General features: G+C 63.6%; 12 protein-coding genes. 7 read left to right on the top strand and 5 right to left on the bottom strand.

Annotation, left to right across the window (positions count from 1 at the left end; genetic code table 11):
- Positions 1-4: 4 nt before the first annotated feature.
- From P5W99_RS04030 to P5W99_RS04015, 4 genes are read left to right on the top strand one after another with little or no spacing between them, the layout of a single operon-like run.
- The gene (locus P5W99_RS04030) at positions 5-466 is read left to right on the top strand and encodes a response regulator transcription factor (protein WP_434661971.1); all 462 of its coding nucleotides are present in this window, start codon (positions 5-7) and stop codon (positions 464-466) included.
- Positions 467-498: 32 nt separating this feature from the next.
- Positions 499-1,815, top strand: a complete 1,317-nt coding sequence (locus P5W99_RS04025) for a YaiO family outer membrane beta-barrel protein (protein WP_434661969.1) — start codon at positions 499-501, stop codon at positions 1,813-1,815.
- Positions 1,816-1,827: 12 nt separating this feature from the next.
- Positions 1,828-2,871: a HEAT repeat domain-containing protein gene (locus P5W99_RS04020; protein WP_434661967.1), complete on the top strand. Its 1,044-nt coding sequence runs from the start codon at positions 1,828-1,830 to the stop codon at positions 2,869-2,871.
- 26 nt (positions 2,872-2,897) lie between these two features.
- Positions 2,898-4,283, top strand: a complete 1,386-nt coding sequence (locus P5W99_RS04015; protein ID WP_434661965.1) for a glycosyltransferase family 2 protein — start codon at positions 2,898-2,900, stop codon at positions 4,281-4,283.
- Between the two features lie 104 nt (positions 4,284-4,387).
- Here the strand turns inward: P5W99_RS04015 and P5W99_RS04010 are convergent, their stop codons facing one another.
- On the bottom strand, positions 4,388-6,496 hold the full coding sequence (locus P5W99_RS04010; RefSeq protein ID WP_434661963.1) for a helix-turn-helix domain-containing protein: 2,109 nt from the start codon (positions 6,494-6,496) through the stop codon (positions 4,388-4,390).
- Between the two features lie 439 nt (positions 6,497-6,935).
- On the opposite strand from P5W99_RS04010, the gene P5W99_RS04005 reads away from it, so the two are divergent.
- The 3 genes from P5W99_RS04005 (at position 6,936) to P5W99_RS03995 (ending at position 10,546) form a co-directional block, all read left to right on the top strand.
- Positions 6,936-8,471, top strand: coding sequence for a flagellin (locus tag P5W99_RS04005; RefSeq protein ID WP_434661961.1), 1,536 nt, complete (start codon positions 6,936-6,938; stop codon positions 8,469-8,471).
- A 165-nt stretch (positions 8,472-8,636) separates the two neighbouring features.
- A complete protein-coding gene (fliD, locus tag P5W99_RS04000; RefSeq protein WP_434661960.1) occupies positions 8,637-10,226 on the top strand; it encodes a flagellar filament capping protein FliD in 1,590 nt (529 codons plus the stop codon).
- A gap of 20 nt (positions 10,227-10,246) precedes the next feature.
- A complete protein-coding gene (locus tag P5W99_RS03995; protein WP_434661958.1) occupies positions 10,247-10,546 on the top strand; it encodes a flagellar protein FliT in 300 nt (99 codons plus the stop codon).
- 550 nt (positions 10,547-11,096) lie between these two features.
- Here P5W99_RS03995 and waaA read toward each other — a convergent pair.
- From waaA to P5W99_RS03975, 4 genes are all read right to left on the bottom strand, one after another.
- Positions 11,097-12,434, bottom strand: coding sequence for a lipid IV(A) 3-deoxy-D-manno-octulosonic acid transferase (waaA, locus tag P5W99_RS03990; protein WP_434661957.1), 1,338 nt, complete (start codon positions 12,432-12,434; stop codon positions 11,097-11,099).
- 73 nt (positions 12,435-12,507) lie between these two features.
- On the bottom strand, positions 12,508-13,392 hold the full coding sequence (locus P5W99_RS03985; RefSeq protein WP_434661955.1) for a Kdo hydroxylase family protein: 885 nt from the start codon (positions 13,390-13,392) through the stop codon (positions 12,508-12,510).
- Positions 13,393-13,545: 153 nt separating this feature from the next.
- Complete coding sequence (waaC, locus tag P5W99_RS03980; RefSeq protein ID WP_434661954.1) at positions 13,546-14,547, bottom strand: lipopolysaccharide heptosyltransferase I; 1,002 nt, start codon at positions 14,545-14,547, stop codon at positions 13,546-13,548.
- A gap of 224 nt (positions 14,548-14,771) precedes the next feature.
- Positions 14,772-15,890, bottom strand: coding sequence for a pilus assembly protein TadG-related protein (locus P5W99_RS03975; RefSeq protein WP_434661952.1), 1,119 nt, complete (start codon positions 15,888-15,890; stop codon positions 14,772-14,774).
- Positions 15,891-15,893 lie beyond the last annotated feature (3 nt).

The following is a 15,893-nucleotide window of genomic DNA, read 5'->3' as shown; positions in this document are numbered from 1 at the left end:
TCAAATGTCATTGGCCGGCAATGCGCCGAGTCTCTCTTGTCATCCCGCCGCCACAACAGCCATGGTCCTGAAAGCGCAAATGTCGGATTTACCAACGATTCTCATTGCTGAAGACGACGCGCTCCTTCGTGAGCTGCTCGAGCACAAACTCGCGATCTGGGGTTACCGGGTGCTGTCCGCGCCTGATGGCGAGGCTGCGTACGAACTCATACGCGAGCAAAGGCCGTCGATGGCGTTGCTGGACGTAATGATGCCGCGCCTCGACGGTTTTGCGCTGCTGCGCAAGATGAATCAGGACGGCGCGCTCGCACACACGCGGGTCATCATGATTACCGGGCGCACGCTGGAAGCCGATGTCGTCAACGCATTTCGGTGGGGCGTGGAAGACTACGTGAGAAAGCCGTTCTCACTCAGCGAGTTGCAGTCCCGCATTGCACGCATCGTGTCCCCGCCGGAGCGTGCCTGATGGTCAATCCGGTCCCATTCGCAGGCCGTTGCGTGCTCACGGCCTGGCTGACCTGTGCCTGCTTGCCGGCGGCTGCCGCCCAAAGTGAACCGAGCCTCTCCGCGGCGGAAATCGCCGGTCTGTATCAGGCCGGCGTGCAGGCGCGACTGGCCGGGCACATGGACGAAGCATTCGACCTGTTGTCTCGCGCGGCGGCCGCTGCGCCAGACAATGTCGACGTGCTGTTGCAAAAAGGCCTGGTGCTGATGGCGAAAGGACGCGACGACGACGCAGCCCGGCTGTTTCAGCGCGTCCTGTCGCTGGCGCCCGACTACAAGGATGCACGTCTCGCGCTCGCCCGTATCGCCGGGCGGCGCGGCGACATCGATTCGGCGCTCGCCCAGGTCGATGCCGTCTTGCACGACGCCCCGCATGATGCCGAGGCGCGCGAGTTGCACGCTAGCCTGCTGCTCGCCAGGGGCGACGCCCGGAACAGCGAGTCGGAATATCGCGCGCTCGCACATGAGCAACCGGGCAACGCGGCGGCGTTGATCGGCCTTGGCGACAGCTTGCGCACGCAATGGCGCGATGACGAGGCACGCGCGGCCTACCGGGAAGCAGCCGTGCTGGCGCCAGATTCCGTGGCGCCGCAACGCGTCAAACTGCCGGATCACCCGCGATACCGTCTGGACGTCAACGGCGAATACAGCAGCCTGTCAAACGGAGCGCCACCCTGGAAGGAAGGCGCCGTCCGTTTGGCATATTCGATTGACGAGCGCAACGTGATTTCCGCTGGTACGGACGTGAGTCGACGATTCGATACGACCAACGTCTATTCCGAGGCGAGGCTGGATCATCGGTATTCCGACAGGTTGAGCGTCTACGTCTATGGCGGCGGCACACCGGACGCATCAATTTTGCCGAAAGTGGCGGCCGGCACCGGCTTGCAATGGCGGCTCGATCGGGCGGCCGGCAAGCAGTCGACTTACGCGACGCTCGATGCGCGTTACACCCTCTATGAGACTGGGCGGATCTGGTCCGCTAACCTTGGCGCGATCCAGTATCTCGGCAACGATCAGCTGTGGGTCACGGCGAAATGGATCAATTCGGTGGACGAACGAGACCGCTATCTGACGGGATACGCGCTGCGCGCAGACTGGCAGGCGTGGAGCCGGCTGCGTCTGCTGGCAGGGTTCGCCAATGCGCCCGAGACGGACCAGGGGGTGACCGTCAAGACCCGCGGTTTCTATGCAGGGGCCGTATTCGACGTCAGCGACTCGCTCGCGATCAACGTCTCGGCAGCACGCGAATTGCGGCCGCAACTTTACGACCGCAACGTGGTCGGGCTCGGCATGACCGCAAAATTCTAGGCAGACGCGCCAATGCTGAAATGGATTCAGACCGTATCGCTCGCGCTCAGCGCCATATCGCTGCTGATGCTGGGGATGCTGCTGCTCACCCATGCGGTGCGCGGGTGGCTGGCGTCGCGCGATACGGAGCTGGCGCAGGCGCTGTCGCACGAACTGATCGTCTGGCTCGTCGGGCCGGAAGCGGGCCTCGCCGAGGTCGAACGCGTGGCGCGCCGCAACCCGGCACTGCTGACGTCGCTGGTACTGAGGCTGGCAGGTCAGTTGCTCGGCGATGAGCATGTCCGGCTGATACGACTAGCCAACCGGTTGGGGCTGGAGGAGCGCATGGTGCGCGACTTGCGACGGCAGCGGTTGGGAATACGGCGGCGCGCGGCGGAATCGCTCGCGTTGTTTGAAGATGACGTCTCGGCCCGCGCCTTGATCGGCGCCCTCGAGGACCGCAAAGCCACGGTATGCCTTGCAGCCGCCTGGTCGCTGGCGCGACGGGGACTTCACGTGCCGTTGAAACAGGTCATCGACAAGCTGGGCGGATTGACCGGCTCGATGCTGACCCAGGATTTGTTCGAGCGTCTGGCGAGCCGTCAGATGTCGGATCTGATCGCGCTCGTCGCGGACGATCAGGTGCTGCCACGGCTTCGCAGCGTGGCCATCCGCGCGCTGGCCGCGTCCGGCGACTACGCGCTGATTCCTGTCTTCACGGACGCCTCGCGATCGCGGCAGCCTGACGTACGAGCGGCGGCCGCGCGTGCGCTGGGCCACTTGCATCATCCGCTCGCCGCTTCGTCGCTGCAGGCGCTACTGCGCGATGACGTGTGGTATGTCAGGGTGGCGGCGGTCGAAGCGGCGGGAAAGATCAATGTCGAAGCCCTCGACCCAGAGATCGAGACACTCTTGAGCGACACCAACTGGTGGGTCCGGTTCCGGGCGGCGGAGGCCCTCGCGATGGGAGGCGGGCGCGGTTACCGCATACTGGAGCGCGCGGCGCAGGGCGAGCCGTCTGTGGCGCGCGACGTCGCTGCGTTGACGTTGCTGGAGCGCAAGGAAATTGCATCGTGAGCGCGAATGACATCTTGTCCCTGATCGTGCATGGCATCGTGACCGTGATATTGACCGTCAACGTGTTGCAGAACGCGCTGTACCTGTTCCAGATCGTCGCCGCGATCGGTGGCATGATCCGTCCTGGCGCGAAAAGCGGGGGTATTGCGCTCTGGCGCCGCTATGGCGCGAGCGCCCCTCCGATCGCGTTGCTGGCACCGGCCTACAACGAGGAGTTGGGGATCGTCGACTGTGTGAAGGCGCTGTTCGCGCTCGAGTATCCGCTGACCGAAGTGATCGTCATCAACGATGGCTCGACGGACAATACGCTGGGCGTGCTGACCGACGCGTTCGAGCTGACGCCGACCCAGCGCACGTTTGACGCGGTTGTCACGCATAAGCTGATTCGCGGCATCTATGTATCGCGCGTCCATCCGAACCTGCTCGTGATAGACAAGGAAAACGGCGGCAAGGCCGATGCAATGAACGCCGGGATCAACCTGGCGCGGGCGCCGCTGTTCTGCGCAATCGACTCGGACTCCCTGCTGGAGTCCGACGCATTGCTGCGCATTGTCCGGCCCTTCGTCGAGGACCCGCAACGAACGGTGGCGGTCGGCGGCGTGGTGCGCGTGGCGAACGGGTGCCGCATTCAGAGCGGACGGGTTGTCGAGATGCGCGCGCCGCGGCGCTTCCTGCCGCTCGTGCAGTCCATCGAATATCTGCGCGCGTTCCTGCTGGCACGCGTCGCCTGGAGCGGCGTGGACGCGCTGATGTTGATTTCGGGGGCATTCGGCCTGTTCCGGCGCGACGTGGTGGTTCAGGTCGGCGGCTTCGGGACGGATACGATCGGCGAGGATCTCGATCTGGTGATCAAGATACACCGGCATTTGCGGGACCAGCGCCGAGCGTACAACATCGCCTTCCTGACCGATCCGATCTGCTGGACGGAAGCGCCGCAATCGCTGCGCGTGCTGAAGGGGCAGCGCTGCCGCTGGCAGTGCGGTGCGCTGGAAGTGTTCTTCAAGCAGCGAGACATGCTGTTCCGGTCCCGCTACGGCCGTATCGGCTGGCTCGGCATGGGGCAGATCCTGATCGTTGATGTCCTCGGGCCGCTCGCCGAAATGTCGGGCTACATCATGTTGCCTGCCTTCTGGGCCCTCGCCTGGATCAATGTATCGTACTTCAAGGCGTTCCTCTCGCTGGTCTTTCTGTTTGGCATGTTTCTGAGCGTCTCGTCGCTCGTGCTGGCCGAACTTGCGACGCATCCATACCCGCGTCTGGGCGACTTGCTGCGGCTGGCGCTGGCCGCCGTCGTTGAGAATTTTGGCTACCGTCAGTTGAACAGCTACTGGCGCATGCTCGGTTGGTGGCAGTTTCTGCGCAAGGACAAGTCCTGGGGGGTGATGACCCGGGTCGGATTCAACACGCACTAATCGATTGCGTCACTGAATTGGCACCCCGTCTGTGTTCAGACAGGTCATGGGAAAAATGAATCTGACAGATATCGAACGGGAGCCACCTCTTTTCTCAATTTTTCTCAATAATCGAACTGAGACGTCGGTACCGTATCTTCGGTATCTTCGGTATCTTCGTTTTGCGCTACACGGTCCACGAGCAGACGATGGGCACGCAGATCGAACGTCAGCCTGATGACGTCGCCCACGCCCAGGCCGCGCGCATGCAGAATGCGGGATATCCCCTTGATCACGATCGCAGCCCTCTCGCTCGAGCAAACATCAATCTCGCCCCCATCGGGATGAACTGCATATCGCATTTGCGGCACATGGGCCGCAAGTGAAGCGGGTAACGTCACCCAACCGCCCCGCACATGCCAGTCATTGACGACTTGATGGAACACCGCACGTCCGGCGTCCATATCCAGCTCCACCGGCAACAGTGAACCTGTGCGCGCGAGACTGTCCCGAAGCGCCTCTGCAAGCACACCGGGATCGGGCTGGATCCCCCGTATCGCATACACGCCGCGGTAAGGTCGCGTAACGGACGGAGCCCAAAGGACCACAGAGCGAAAGCTTGTTTCGTCCATCCGGCCGCTTCTGACCAGGTGAGTGAACAACGATGCACGGGTCGCCACGCCACCGGCTCCACGCAGAGCCTCATACACGGTTAGCTCCGACGGCGGCAACACGTCGTGCGGGTGAATGTTCTGAATAGATCGGATACCGGCTTCAGGACTGAGCACGGACAGCCAGGATTGCCGTTGCAGCAGCGCCCAGATGATTCGCGTCGGAGGCTGAACATCAAACATTGGCGAGAACACGGCACGCCGCGCCCGCGTTGTCCGAAGTCGGCCAATCGCACCCACGATGTCATCGAACGAGACGAGCCCCGCAGCCACGGCGAGCACCCGTCTCGTCGCGTCAAGGATGAGATTGCGCTCGGTCGCGTAGCCCTGAAACCAGAACCACTGTGGGTTACCGCCCTCAGGTGTTTCAAGCCACTCGAACCCCGCTGTCTGCTCAAGCACGGCCGGGATCTTGGCGATTACCTCCGTCGCCCACCCCTCTTCCAAGGCATAGGTCTTGAGCAAGCCCATATGGGCAATGCCCGCAGTCCGGATCATGGCGCGAGCCATGTCGCCAATGGCCGTGTCGTGCACTGAGACATCAGCAACCGAGTCTCCCGCGTCCGGCGAGGCCACCATGATCTCCGCTCGCCCGTTGACACGGCGTTTCGCAAATGCGAGCAGGGGCTTGCCCAGGATGTCGACGCTGAACCGCCCCACGTCCTCAAGTTTTAGTCCCTCACCGAGCAACGGGCGCAGCAGCGCCTCCAGCTCATGCAAAGTGCATGGCAGATGCGGGTCTGCCTGTTCGCGAATACGCTCAAATACAACGGCATCGATGTCGAGCCCCTGCGCAGTCGTGTTAAGTGCCTTAAGGATCTGGCTGACACGCGACTCGACAATACCGTGCTGTTTAGCGATCGCGGCAAGCGAGGTGCTCACTTGCGGGTCAACCCCGTAGCGCTGCGCAAATATCCTCGCGCTTGCGCGCTCGCGCGCAACACGCGCATCGCCTGCGGCAAGCTTCTCGAATTGGACGGCAGCAATACGAGCAGTCACCTCAATGATTGCCGAGCGCGCGTCTATCGCGGCGCAGACGACTCGCGGCCGCCCAGTCTTTGCGACGGTAGAAAATGCCTCGCCAAGCAGCCAGCCAGCCTCAACCCTGAGTGCGTGCTCCCATGCTGCGATCTGGGCGCCCTTGATCCGTGTCGGAACACCCTCATGCTCCCAGCGCCCGAGCGTGTCGACTGAAATCCCCACCTTCGCGGCGACGGCGCGGCGCGTTATCCCGAGCTTATCCCTGCGCGCGCGCGCGCGCGGGCCTGCCTCGGCATGGGGGTCACCAGGAGCTGAGTTGTCGTCAGCCCCGAAAAGCCATCCCGAAGGCACATCAAGGGCACGCTCCCATGCCTGCCGCTCACGCTTTGGGAGGGAGTCCGGAATCCCGCCCTCCTCCCATTGGCCGATGGCTGAGCTATCCAGTCCGCTAAGTGTGGCGAGCGCCTCCCGCGAGAAACCCAATTCCTCCCGGCGTGCGCGCGCACGCCCTGCGGCAACCTGACTGAAAGCGTCCCGATCCGGGACGGGGTGCTCACCGTCCTCCGCAGCGTTTGTGGTCATGGACATATTCAAGAAGCGTATGGCGTGAAATTCGTAATGAGCGAGCGTCTCATATCCGCAAGAAAGAGCATCCGTTGAAAAGACGGCGTACTTCGGTCCTGTTCGTCTGGTATCGCCTCCGGGGCGGCGGCTGTGCAATGCATACGGACGTCGCGTACGGCGAGCCATGGTCGCTACAACGCTGGGAGATCCCTTTTGTTCGTACCGGGTTTGCTCATTTACATCGATGATCTCGGGCTTTCCTGTTCCCCGGAAGGCCCTCCGCTAGCTTGTTGTCCCCACGGGCACAGCAGACGAGATTTTTACATGCGTCCCTCTAAAGTTCGGTGGTGAAAGGTCGTTAGCCTAGGCATGGCGGTCGGAACAACGCGTTAGATAGTCCGCCGACGCCACGGTCGCCGTGGCGCAAACGGGCTCAGTCCCAATCAGGAGAATTTCCATGCTCGGAATCAATAGCAACATCAACTCGCTCGTCGCGCAACAAAACCTGACCGGCTCGGGCAGCGCGCTGTCGCAAGCGATCACGCGCCTCTCGTCGGGCAAGCGCATCAATAGCGCAGCGGACGATGCAGCGGGTCTTGCGATCTCGAACATCATGCAGACCCAGATCAACGGTCTGAACCAGGGCGTGTCGAACGCGAACGACGGCGTGTCGATGGTGCAAACGGCATCGAGCGGTTTGTCGTCGCTGACGAACAGCCTGCAGCGCATTCGCCAACTGGCCGTGCAAGCGACGAACGGTGGCATGACCGATACGGACCGTCAGGCGCTGCAGCAGGAAGTGTCGCAGCAGGTTTCGGAAATCAACCGTATTGCGTCGCAAACGACGTACAACGGCATGAACGTGCTGAACGGTTCGCTCGGCAACGTATCGTTCCAAGTGGGCGCAAACGTCGGTCAAACCATTTCGCTGAACCTGACCCAAAACGTGGGTGCAGCAAACCTTGGCACCGGCCTGCCAGCCAACGGATCCACGCTCGGGCAGCTTACGGGGCTGAGCCTGACGAGCGCCGGTGCAGCAACGAGTGGCGCGGCAACGCCGTCCATTACGACGATCAACATTCTTGCTGATGGTCAGGGCGGCTTCAAGTTCACCGATCAGAACAATCAGGCTTTGAGCAGCACCGCAGTGACGAGTCTCTTCGGAAGTTCGACGGCAGGCTCGGGCTCGGCTCTGGCGCTCACGGCTGCCGCGGGCGGCGCACTGGGCAAAATTACTAGCACCCCGCCGACCGGTCTGACCACAGCCCAGCAAAACCAGGTCGCGGCCATCAACACCGCCAACCTGCCGAATGGTACGGACCAGGCAACGCGCTCCGCGAATGGGACGCTGCTCGGCACGGTTACCGGCCTCAGCTTCGATTCGAACGGCGGCTACATCGCTCCGAATGAATCTGGCGCTACGGTCACGGCTGTTCAAGTCTTCTCCGACGGCAACGGCGGCTTTACTTTCGCGGATCAAAACGGTAACACTCTCGCTGCAGGGAGCAACGTGGTTAAAGCTGTCTTCAGCACGATCGGAGCGGCTACGACAGGTGCAAGCGGGGGCGCTCAGCTCACGGCAAATGCCGGCGCAGTCGGCACGGCTACGACCAACGCCACCATTATGGGCGTCGCGGCAGCGGGCTCGATCAATTCCGCCAACCTTGCCAACGTGCCGCCGCGAGTTGCGGACATCAACATCGGCACGACGGCAGGCGCGAATCAGGCGATTGAATCGATCGACAACGCGCTGGGGACCATCAACAACATGCAGGCAAACCTTGGCGCCGCGCAGAACCGATTCACCGCGATCAGCACGGCACAGCAGGCCCAGTCGACCGACCTGTCGCAAGCACAATCGTCGATCCAGGACGCCAACTTCGCCGCAGAAACGGCCGCCCTGAGCAAGGCCCAAGTGCTCCAGCAAGCCGGCATCTCGGTGCTCGCGCAAGCAAACTCGCAGCCGCAGCAGATCCTGAAGCTCCTGCAGTAACAAGCGCTTCATGTGAGTCAAGCAGTACGCGCCGCGCGCTCCGCCCGCCATACCCGGGGTGCGCGGCGCTTGCCAACCGGGAGGACAACCTCCCGTTTGGCGTTTTTAAACCTGAACCGTACTTGAACCGATCCACCCGGCATCGCCGACGCACGGAGCCCCTTCATGTCCACCGTATCCGGTATCTCGAACGCGAATCTGGCCTCCAGCGCCGCAGCGTCGGCCAATAGCGCGCTGCAGCAAGCCGCGCAGTCGGTCATCAGCGGCTCGACCGGCAATTCGTCGATGGACGTGAGCGCGCTCGTCACGGCGCTCGTCAATAGCAAGATCGCGGGCCAGGCGGCGACACTGTCCTCGCAGGCGCAACTGGACAACACGCAGATCTCCGCATACGGCACGCTCTCGGCTGCGCTTTCGGCGCTGCAGGCGGGCCTCACTTCGCTCTCGGACGGCACGACCGTCAATGCCTTCAAGGCGAGCACGAGCGGCACGGGCATCGCGGCCACGGCGGCCAGCGGAGCGGTGGCGGGGACGTATTCGATCGACGTCGCGCAGATCGCGACCGCGCAGGTCCTCACGTCGAGGGGCTACGGCGCAAGCCAGCCGCTCGCTTCGGTGCCGAGCACGATGACGCTCTCGATCGGCGGCGCGAGCACCACGATTTCACTGGACAGCAGTAACAGCACGGTTTCCGGCATTGCGGCGGCGATCAATAGCGCGAGCAACAATCCCGGCGTGACGGCCACGGTCGTGAATGGCGCGGATGGCGCGCACCTCGTGCTGCACGGGAACGCCACCGGCTCACAGAACGCCATCAGCATCCAGATCAGCGATACGGCTACGGGCGACCCGCTGAACGGCCTGGCGGTGACCGGCAACGCCGGCACCTCGCTTAACGGCAACGCGAGCGCGACCAGCGCGCAACTCAACGCCAACCAGTCGACGCTCAGCAACGTGCAGACTTCCGGCTCGCCGGCCACGCCCAACTGGAGCCAGACCACCGCCGCGCAGGATGCGTACTTTACGCTCGACGGCACCGGCGTGACCAGCGCGACGAACTCGGTGACTACCGCGCTCGCGGGCGTCACGCTGAGCCTGAGCGCCGCATCGGTGGACACCACGGGCACGTCGCCGCAAACGCTCACGATCGCGCAGGACACGAGTTCGCAGTCGAATGCGATCAACAATTTCGTCACGCTCTACAACACGCTCGTGACGACCATGGGCACGCTCACCGCGTACAGCTCGACCGCGACTTCGCAGGGCGTGCTGCTCGGCGACTCGACGCTGAACCTCGTGCGCAACCAGTTGGCCTCGATCGTCGCAACCGGCGTGAAGAACGGCAACACGACCACGAGTCTCGCGACGATCGGTGTGACGCTGAACGCCGACGGTTCGCTCGCGGTCGACAGCAGCGCGCTGAGCAGCGCGCTGCAAAACAACCAGGCCACAGTGGCCAAGCTGTTCAGCTCGACCAACGGCGTGGCCGCGCAGTTGAACACCAATATCACGAGCTACCTGTCGAGCAGCGGAGCGATCCAGACGCGCACCAAGGCGCTCAATACGGACCTCACGAATCTCTCGTTGCAGCAGTCGTCGCTAGCGACGTATCAGTCACAGCTCACCAGCATGTACACCGCGCAATTCACGGCGCTCAATACGCTGATGGCGACGATGAGCAACAACCAGCAATATCTCACCCAGCTATTCGGCGGCCAGAACAGCGCGGGCGCGATGGCCACCAACAAGAACTGACGGGAACGAGACCACGCTTCATGCAAGCCTTAGCGGACATCGAGTGCATCTTGCAACTCACCAAAGCTATCGAACAGGCAGTGGCCGTGGGCGAATGGGAACGGGCGTCACAGCTTGCGATCGAGCGCTCACCGCTGATCATGTCACTGTCCGCGCAGCAGCCGCCTGCGACACTCAGTGCGCTCGGGCAAATTCACGCGATCGACGCCCAGATAACTGAAGCTGCGCGAAATGCGACGACCGAACTGAACAGCGAATACCAGGCAGCCATGCAAGCGACTTGTCAAGCACGAACGTACCAGCAGGTCTCACTCCTGTAAGTGGGAAACGTGCCGCATGGAAGGCGTTATCTGTAGCGCACAAAGTGCTATTGCATAATCGTCAAATCACTTCCGGGCCCGAACCGCGTTTCCCATAAACTGGCACCTGAAATTCTCCGCTGCCAGCTTCCAAATTCCTGGCAAAGCTATCGGTGTTGTCCGCAACTGCCTGATCGGACAAGCAGTCACCGAACTGTTCATCCCACAGATCGTCTGACCGATCGTCATCGAGCTTTTTTGCGCAGACGCCCCGCCTGCTCTCTCCGTCATATCTCTACTTCGAAACTGGCGCGCTCGATAGCCGGGCTTCACATTCAAAAACCGTTCAGCCAAGGCCAAATAGCACATGCTCTTTCGTACCACTTGGCGTTTGGCATCGTAGCTCCTGTTGAGCTCTCGGTCCGAAGAAATTTCGGAGAAAGCTCCACAAACCGCTTCGCGACGATACCTCTGGATTCCTGGCGACTATTAGCGAAAAGCAAAGGACGACACCGCAGCCGGCATTCGGCTACACACTTGTTCCGGTGCTCGTGCGCATTCGCGCACGAAGTTATATGTCGAAGACGAGCGTCTGCAAAATGTCGACCGTGCGCGAGGTCGCCCCGCGATGGCGCGCCGCGAACGCCGCTGCCGCTGCCGCCATGGCCACGCGCCGCGGCTTGTCGTTGAAGAGTTCACGCAGCGTGCGCGCGAGATCGGCGGGATCCTGCACTTGCAGCGCCGCGCCGGCCGCAACAGCGTCGGCGGTGGCCTGGGTGAAGTTGAACACGTGCGGGCCGATTAGCACCGGCACGCCCACCGCGCACGCCTCGATCAGATTCTGGCCGCCCAGCGGCAGCAAGCTTCCGCCGATAAACGCCAGATCGGCGGCGGCGTAATACGCGCCCATCTCGCCCATCGAGTCGCCGAGCAGCACGTTCACGTCCTGCGGCAGGGCGCGCACGCCTTCATGCGGCGCGGCGGAGCCCACCTTCGAAGCAGTCGGCGTCGGGTTTGGAGCCGGGTTCTGAACCCAGCGCGAGCGCCGCTCGAGCTTGAGATTCTTGCGCGCGACAAGCGCGGCCACCTCGTCGAAGCGTTGCGGATGGCGCGGCACGAGAATCAGCAGCGCGTCTTCCACACCCAGCGCCGCGAACGCCTGCAGCACCAACTCTTCTTCGCCTTCGCGTGTGCTTGCCGCCACCCACACGGGCCGCGCGCCAATCGCGCGGCGCCAGTCGCGCCCGCGCGCCACCACCGCGGCAGGGCTCGCCATATCGAACTTCAGATTGCCGAGCACGCTCACGTTGCGCGCGCCCAGTGCGCTCAGGCGCTCGGCATCCGCCGGGCTTTGCGCGAGCACGCGCGTGAAGCCGCCGAACACCTCGCGCGCATGCGCGCCGAACTTCGCCGCGCGCTTGAACGAACGCGCCGACATGCGCGCGTTCGTGAGCACGAGCGGCACGTCGGCGTGCTTGCATTCGTCGATGAGCGTCGGCCACACCTCGGTCTCCATCACGAGGCCGAGCGACGGACGCCATGTGCGCAGGAAGCGCCGCACGGCATGCGGCATGTCGTAGGGCAGATAGCAGCGCAGCACGCGATTGCCGAACAGTTGCTCGCCCGCCGCGCGCCCGCCGGGCGTCATGTGCGTGAGCAGGACGCGCGCGTCGGGGCGCGCCGCCAGCAAGGCGTCGACGAGCGGCTGCGCCGCGCGCGTCTCGCCCACGGATACCGCATGCACCCAGATGAGCGGCGCGTCGTCCTCGGGCACGCGCCCGATGCCAAAGCCGAAACGCTCGCCGATATGCTCGCGATAGCCGCGCTCGCGCCGCGAGCGGATGAAAAGACGCAGCACCGCGAGCGGCGCGATCAGCCACCAGGCCGCGCGATAGACGGCCCTCAGCATCGGGCCTCCGCTGCGCAAATCGCCCTGCGCGCCATCGGGTACATCGTACCCGCGATGAAATTCAAGCCCGGCTTCAAACGAGTTCCTTGCCCTTGATACGCTGTAGAATGCCGAGCGGCGCCCATTCCGGATGCACCATGTCTTTCGCGGGCAGGAAGAAGGTCTGCTCCATCATGAACTGGCCGGACATGACCGCATGCGACGCATGATCGGAGAAGCACACCCACACGCAGCCCGGCGGAAAATTGATGGTCTCCTGCGGAGCCGTCTTCTGATAGTTGAGATCGGCCTTCATGCTGTCGTGCAGGTTCAGCATCAGATGGTCGTACTCGCTGCGCGGCGACTTGGTGATGTGCAGCAGGTTCTGCAGCCAGGCCGAGCCCGGCATCTGCGGCTTGATGTTCGGCAGGAAGCGCCGCGCCATGTCCTCGAACGGCTCGCCCACGCGCCATACGCGCGGCACGCCGTGCGGGTTCACGTTGGTGAACACGCGCAGGATGCGCTCGCCATAGTTCGGGCGCGACGGAAAGGCGTCCACGTGCAGGCGCGAATCGTCCTTGCGCCACGAGGTCTGGCGCGTTTCCACCTGATGCAGGCGCAGGCTCGTGGGCGCGACGCGCAGCTTGCCGCTGTATTCGGGAAAGAGCCCGTCGACGAGCGTGCGCGCACAGGCCTGATAGCGCGCGACCATGGCGCGCACCGCCGACTGCGTGACCGTGTCGCCCAGCACGCCGCGCAGCGCGCCGCCGTTCGGGTCGAGGCTGATGTTCTTGCGCTTGGGGTCCGCAATGGCCGGATCGAGCAGCGCGCGCTCGCCGCCCTCGACCGGAAACTCGAGCTTCGGGAAATACAGGACCTTGCCCTGCTCGACGGCATCGAGCAGCGTCTCGCGCGGCTGCGAAAGATATTGGCCGTGCCAGTCGGCGGAAGTGATTTCGATGATCTGGGATTCGTTCATGGTCGCCCCTGGGAAGCGATGGATCGCGTTGCCGGGCGGGATGCCCGGCGCCGACCCTTATACCGCGCGCGCCGCGTGGCGCGCCTTGACGTGCCTTAATGCGACCTGATGCGACTTGATGTGACTTAATGTGACCTCGGGCGCGCAGCCTGCTCAAAGCAGGCCGAAGCCCGCCAGCGCGCCCTTCACCTGCGCGAGCGTGGGCGGCTGCCCCGCCGTGCCGAGATTGACGACCTTCGGCGACCAATAGCCGCCGGTGCGCCAGGCAGTCGCGAAATTGTACAACTCGACCGTCGGGCGCTTGAGCGCCGCCGCGATGTGCACGAGACCGGTGTCCACGCCCACCGTGGCCGCCGCGCCGTCGATCAGGCCGACCACGGCTGGCAGCGAGAGCCTGGGCGGCACGATGGCCGCCTCGCCGAACTCGCGCGCGAGGCGCTCGCTCGTCGCGCGCTCCGCCTCGCTGCCCCACGGCAGCACGATCGACGCGCCGCGGCGCACGAGCGCCTGGCCCAGCTCGATCCAGTGTGCGTCGGGCCACTGCTTGTCGGCGCGCGAAGTGGCGTGCACGAACACCACATAGGGCACCGGCAGATTCAGGCCGACCGCCGCGAGCGCCTGCGCTGCGCGGTAGGTGTCGAGGCCGAACTCGATGTCGTCGGTGGGCTGCGGCGGCGGCAGCTCCAGTGCGCCCGCAACCAGTTGGCGCGTGCGCTCGACCACGTGCGTGCGCGGCTCGATGCGGATCGAGCGCTTGTAAAAGAGGCGCACCGGCCATTCGTAGCCCGCGCCGTCGGTGCGATTTCCGAGGCCAACGAGCGGCCCGCGCGCCCAGCTCGCGACCCAGGCGGTCTTGATGAGCCCCTGGCAGTCGATCACGAGGTCGTACTTCTCGGCGGCGAGCGCGCGGCGAAACGCGCCGATCTCGCGCCAGTTGGCCGCCGAGAAGAGCCCCTTGCGCCAGCGGCGCAGCGAAAACGGAATCGCGCGGCGCACGCCGTGCACGAGCTCGACGAGCGACTGGAAGCTTTCTTCGACGAGCCAGTCGATTTGGGCGTCGGGATACCGCCGCCGGATATCGGCGATGGCGGGCATGTTGTGGACGACGTCGCCAAGCGACGACACGCGCACGATGAGGATCTTTTGCACGCTCAAGGCAGAAATAGGCGGACTGATTAAAAGGTCCGCAATTTTAGCGCGTCAAACGAAGTTAAGCGAAAAAGCGGGAAGAAAGTGCGGATATGGGCGCTGGAATCGGCGCCCGAAGAGCATCGAAGAAGCAAGCCGCGGGCAAGAAAAAGGGCGCGGCGCGCATCGCCGCGCCCGAGTTGCCGGGCATGCATGTCGAAGTGTGCCGCTTGGGCGACGAAAAATCCTTCCTACTGGACCAGTCTCGGCGGCGTGTAAGCGCCGTAACCCGGCCCAACCCCTCCCGAATTGGCTGTCTCACAGTGGCTCATGTCGTTGCTCATCTGCACGAGCACATACGGCATAGAGCCGTTATTCGCATCAAGAATGTGCAGGCAAGCAAATGCCAGGACCGGCTGAAACCCGCTCGTCGACGGATCGGCCACCACCACGACAGTCGCCCATGCGCATTGACCATTGCCCGCCGCGCTACAGGCCGCAGTCGCGTTGAAGATCGAGTTTTTCTCGCCCGTCTGAATCCACGTCCCCGGCTGAGCACCGATGGAGAAGCCGGTGCTGTTGCCACTTGTCAGCAGGCTAGTGGCATAGCTGGCACTGTTGTCGTTGACATTAAACGTCGTCCACTGGCCGGATTGACAAGTTCCGTACTGATAGGCGGACCCTATCCTGAAGATATACGGCTGTCCCGCGATCTGCGGGTCCGAGAAACCGGACACGGTGCCGGTGGTGGGCGAAGTCAGCGGTGAATCGGTCGACGAATTCCAGTAGGTGTTGTACAAGCACTGCGACATCGCCAGTGGAAACAACCCGCCTGGCCCCACATTGCCGGGCGAAGAGAGCACGGCCGTCGCCACTGCACTGGCTTTCAGGATATTGACCCCGAGCACGCCGCTCAGAAAGCCCGACACCGCTCCGTTCGCGTTTGATCCGTCTTTATTGATCGTCACCTGCACGGCAGGCAGGTCATTCGCGCCCGGTGTGAACGGCAGCGCCTCCAGGCCGTACGGCGTGCCCGTGGCGTTCCAGTATCCAGTCGCTACCGTGCTGGCTTGCACATAGGCACCCTGAACCTGGTTGGTCGAGGTCGACGTCGAGAACGTGGAAGCTGTTGCCGACGCGGTCGTAAAATCCGGCTGGGTCGCGCTGGTATTGCCGCACTCGCTGCGCGGTTTCAGACAACCCGCGCCTGCCAGCGCAGCCGCATCGGCCGCGTTCTGGAGCTCGTTGCGAGCGACCATCAGATTGCCGATGTCGATGGCGAGCGCCGCGGTTCCCAGCAGGAAGACCATGAACACAGCGACCGTGACGGCCACTGCCCCTTTCTGTTTCCCTTTGCTCCCCGTGCGCATGAT

Source organism: Paraburkholderia sp. A3BS-1L (assembly GCF_051125215.1).
GTDB lineage: Bacteria > Pseudomonadota > Gammaproteobacteria > Burkholderiales > Burkholderiaceae > Paraburkholderia.
This window is presented reverse-complemented; position numbering and strand designations above follow the sequence as displayed.

Excerpts from the sequence above, each read along its gene's own strand:
- P5W99_RS03985 (WP_434661955.1), bottom strand. The coding sequence starts at position 13,392 with ATGAACGAATCCCAGATCATCGAAATCACTTCCGCCGACTGGCACGGC.
- P5W99_RS03975 (WP_434661952.1), bottom strand. The coding sequence starts at position 15,890 with ATGCGCACGGGGAGCAAAGGGAAACAGAAAGGGGCAGTGGCCGTCACG.
- P5W99_RS04010 (WP_434661963.1), bottom strand. The coding sequence starts at position 6,496 with ATGACCACAAACGCTGCGGAGGACGGTGAGCACCCCGTCCCGGATCGG.
- P5W99_RS03995 (WP_434661958.1), top strand. The coding sequence starts at position 10,247 with ATGCAAGCCTTAGCGGACATCGAGTGCATCTTGCAACTCACCAAAGCT.
- P5W99_RS04005 (WP_434661961.1), top strand. The coding sequence starts at position 6,936 with ATGCTCGGAATCAATAGCAACATCAACTCGCTCGTCGCGCAACAAAAC.
- P5W99_RS04030 (WP_434661971.1), top strand. The coding sequence starts at position 5 with ATGTCATTGGCCGGCAATGCGCCGAGTCTCTCTTGTCATCCCGCCGCC.
- fliD (WP_434661960.1), top strand. The coding sequence starts at position 8,637 with ATGTCCACCGTATCCGGTATCTCGAACGCGAATCTGGCCTCCAGCGCC.
- waaA (WP_434661957.1), bottom strand. The coding sequence starts at position 12,434 with ATGCTGAGGGCCGTCTATCGCGCGGCCTGGTGGCTGATCGCGCCGCTC.
- P5W99_RS04020 (WP_434661967.1), top strand. The coding sequence starts at position 1,828 with ATGCTGAAATGGATTCAGACCGTATCGCTCGCGCTCAGCGCCATATCG.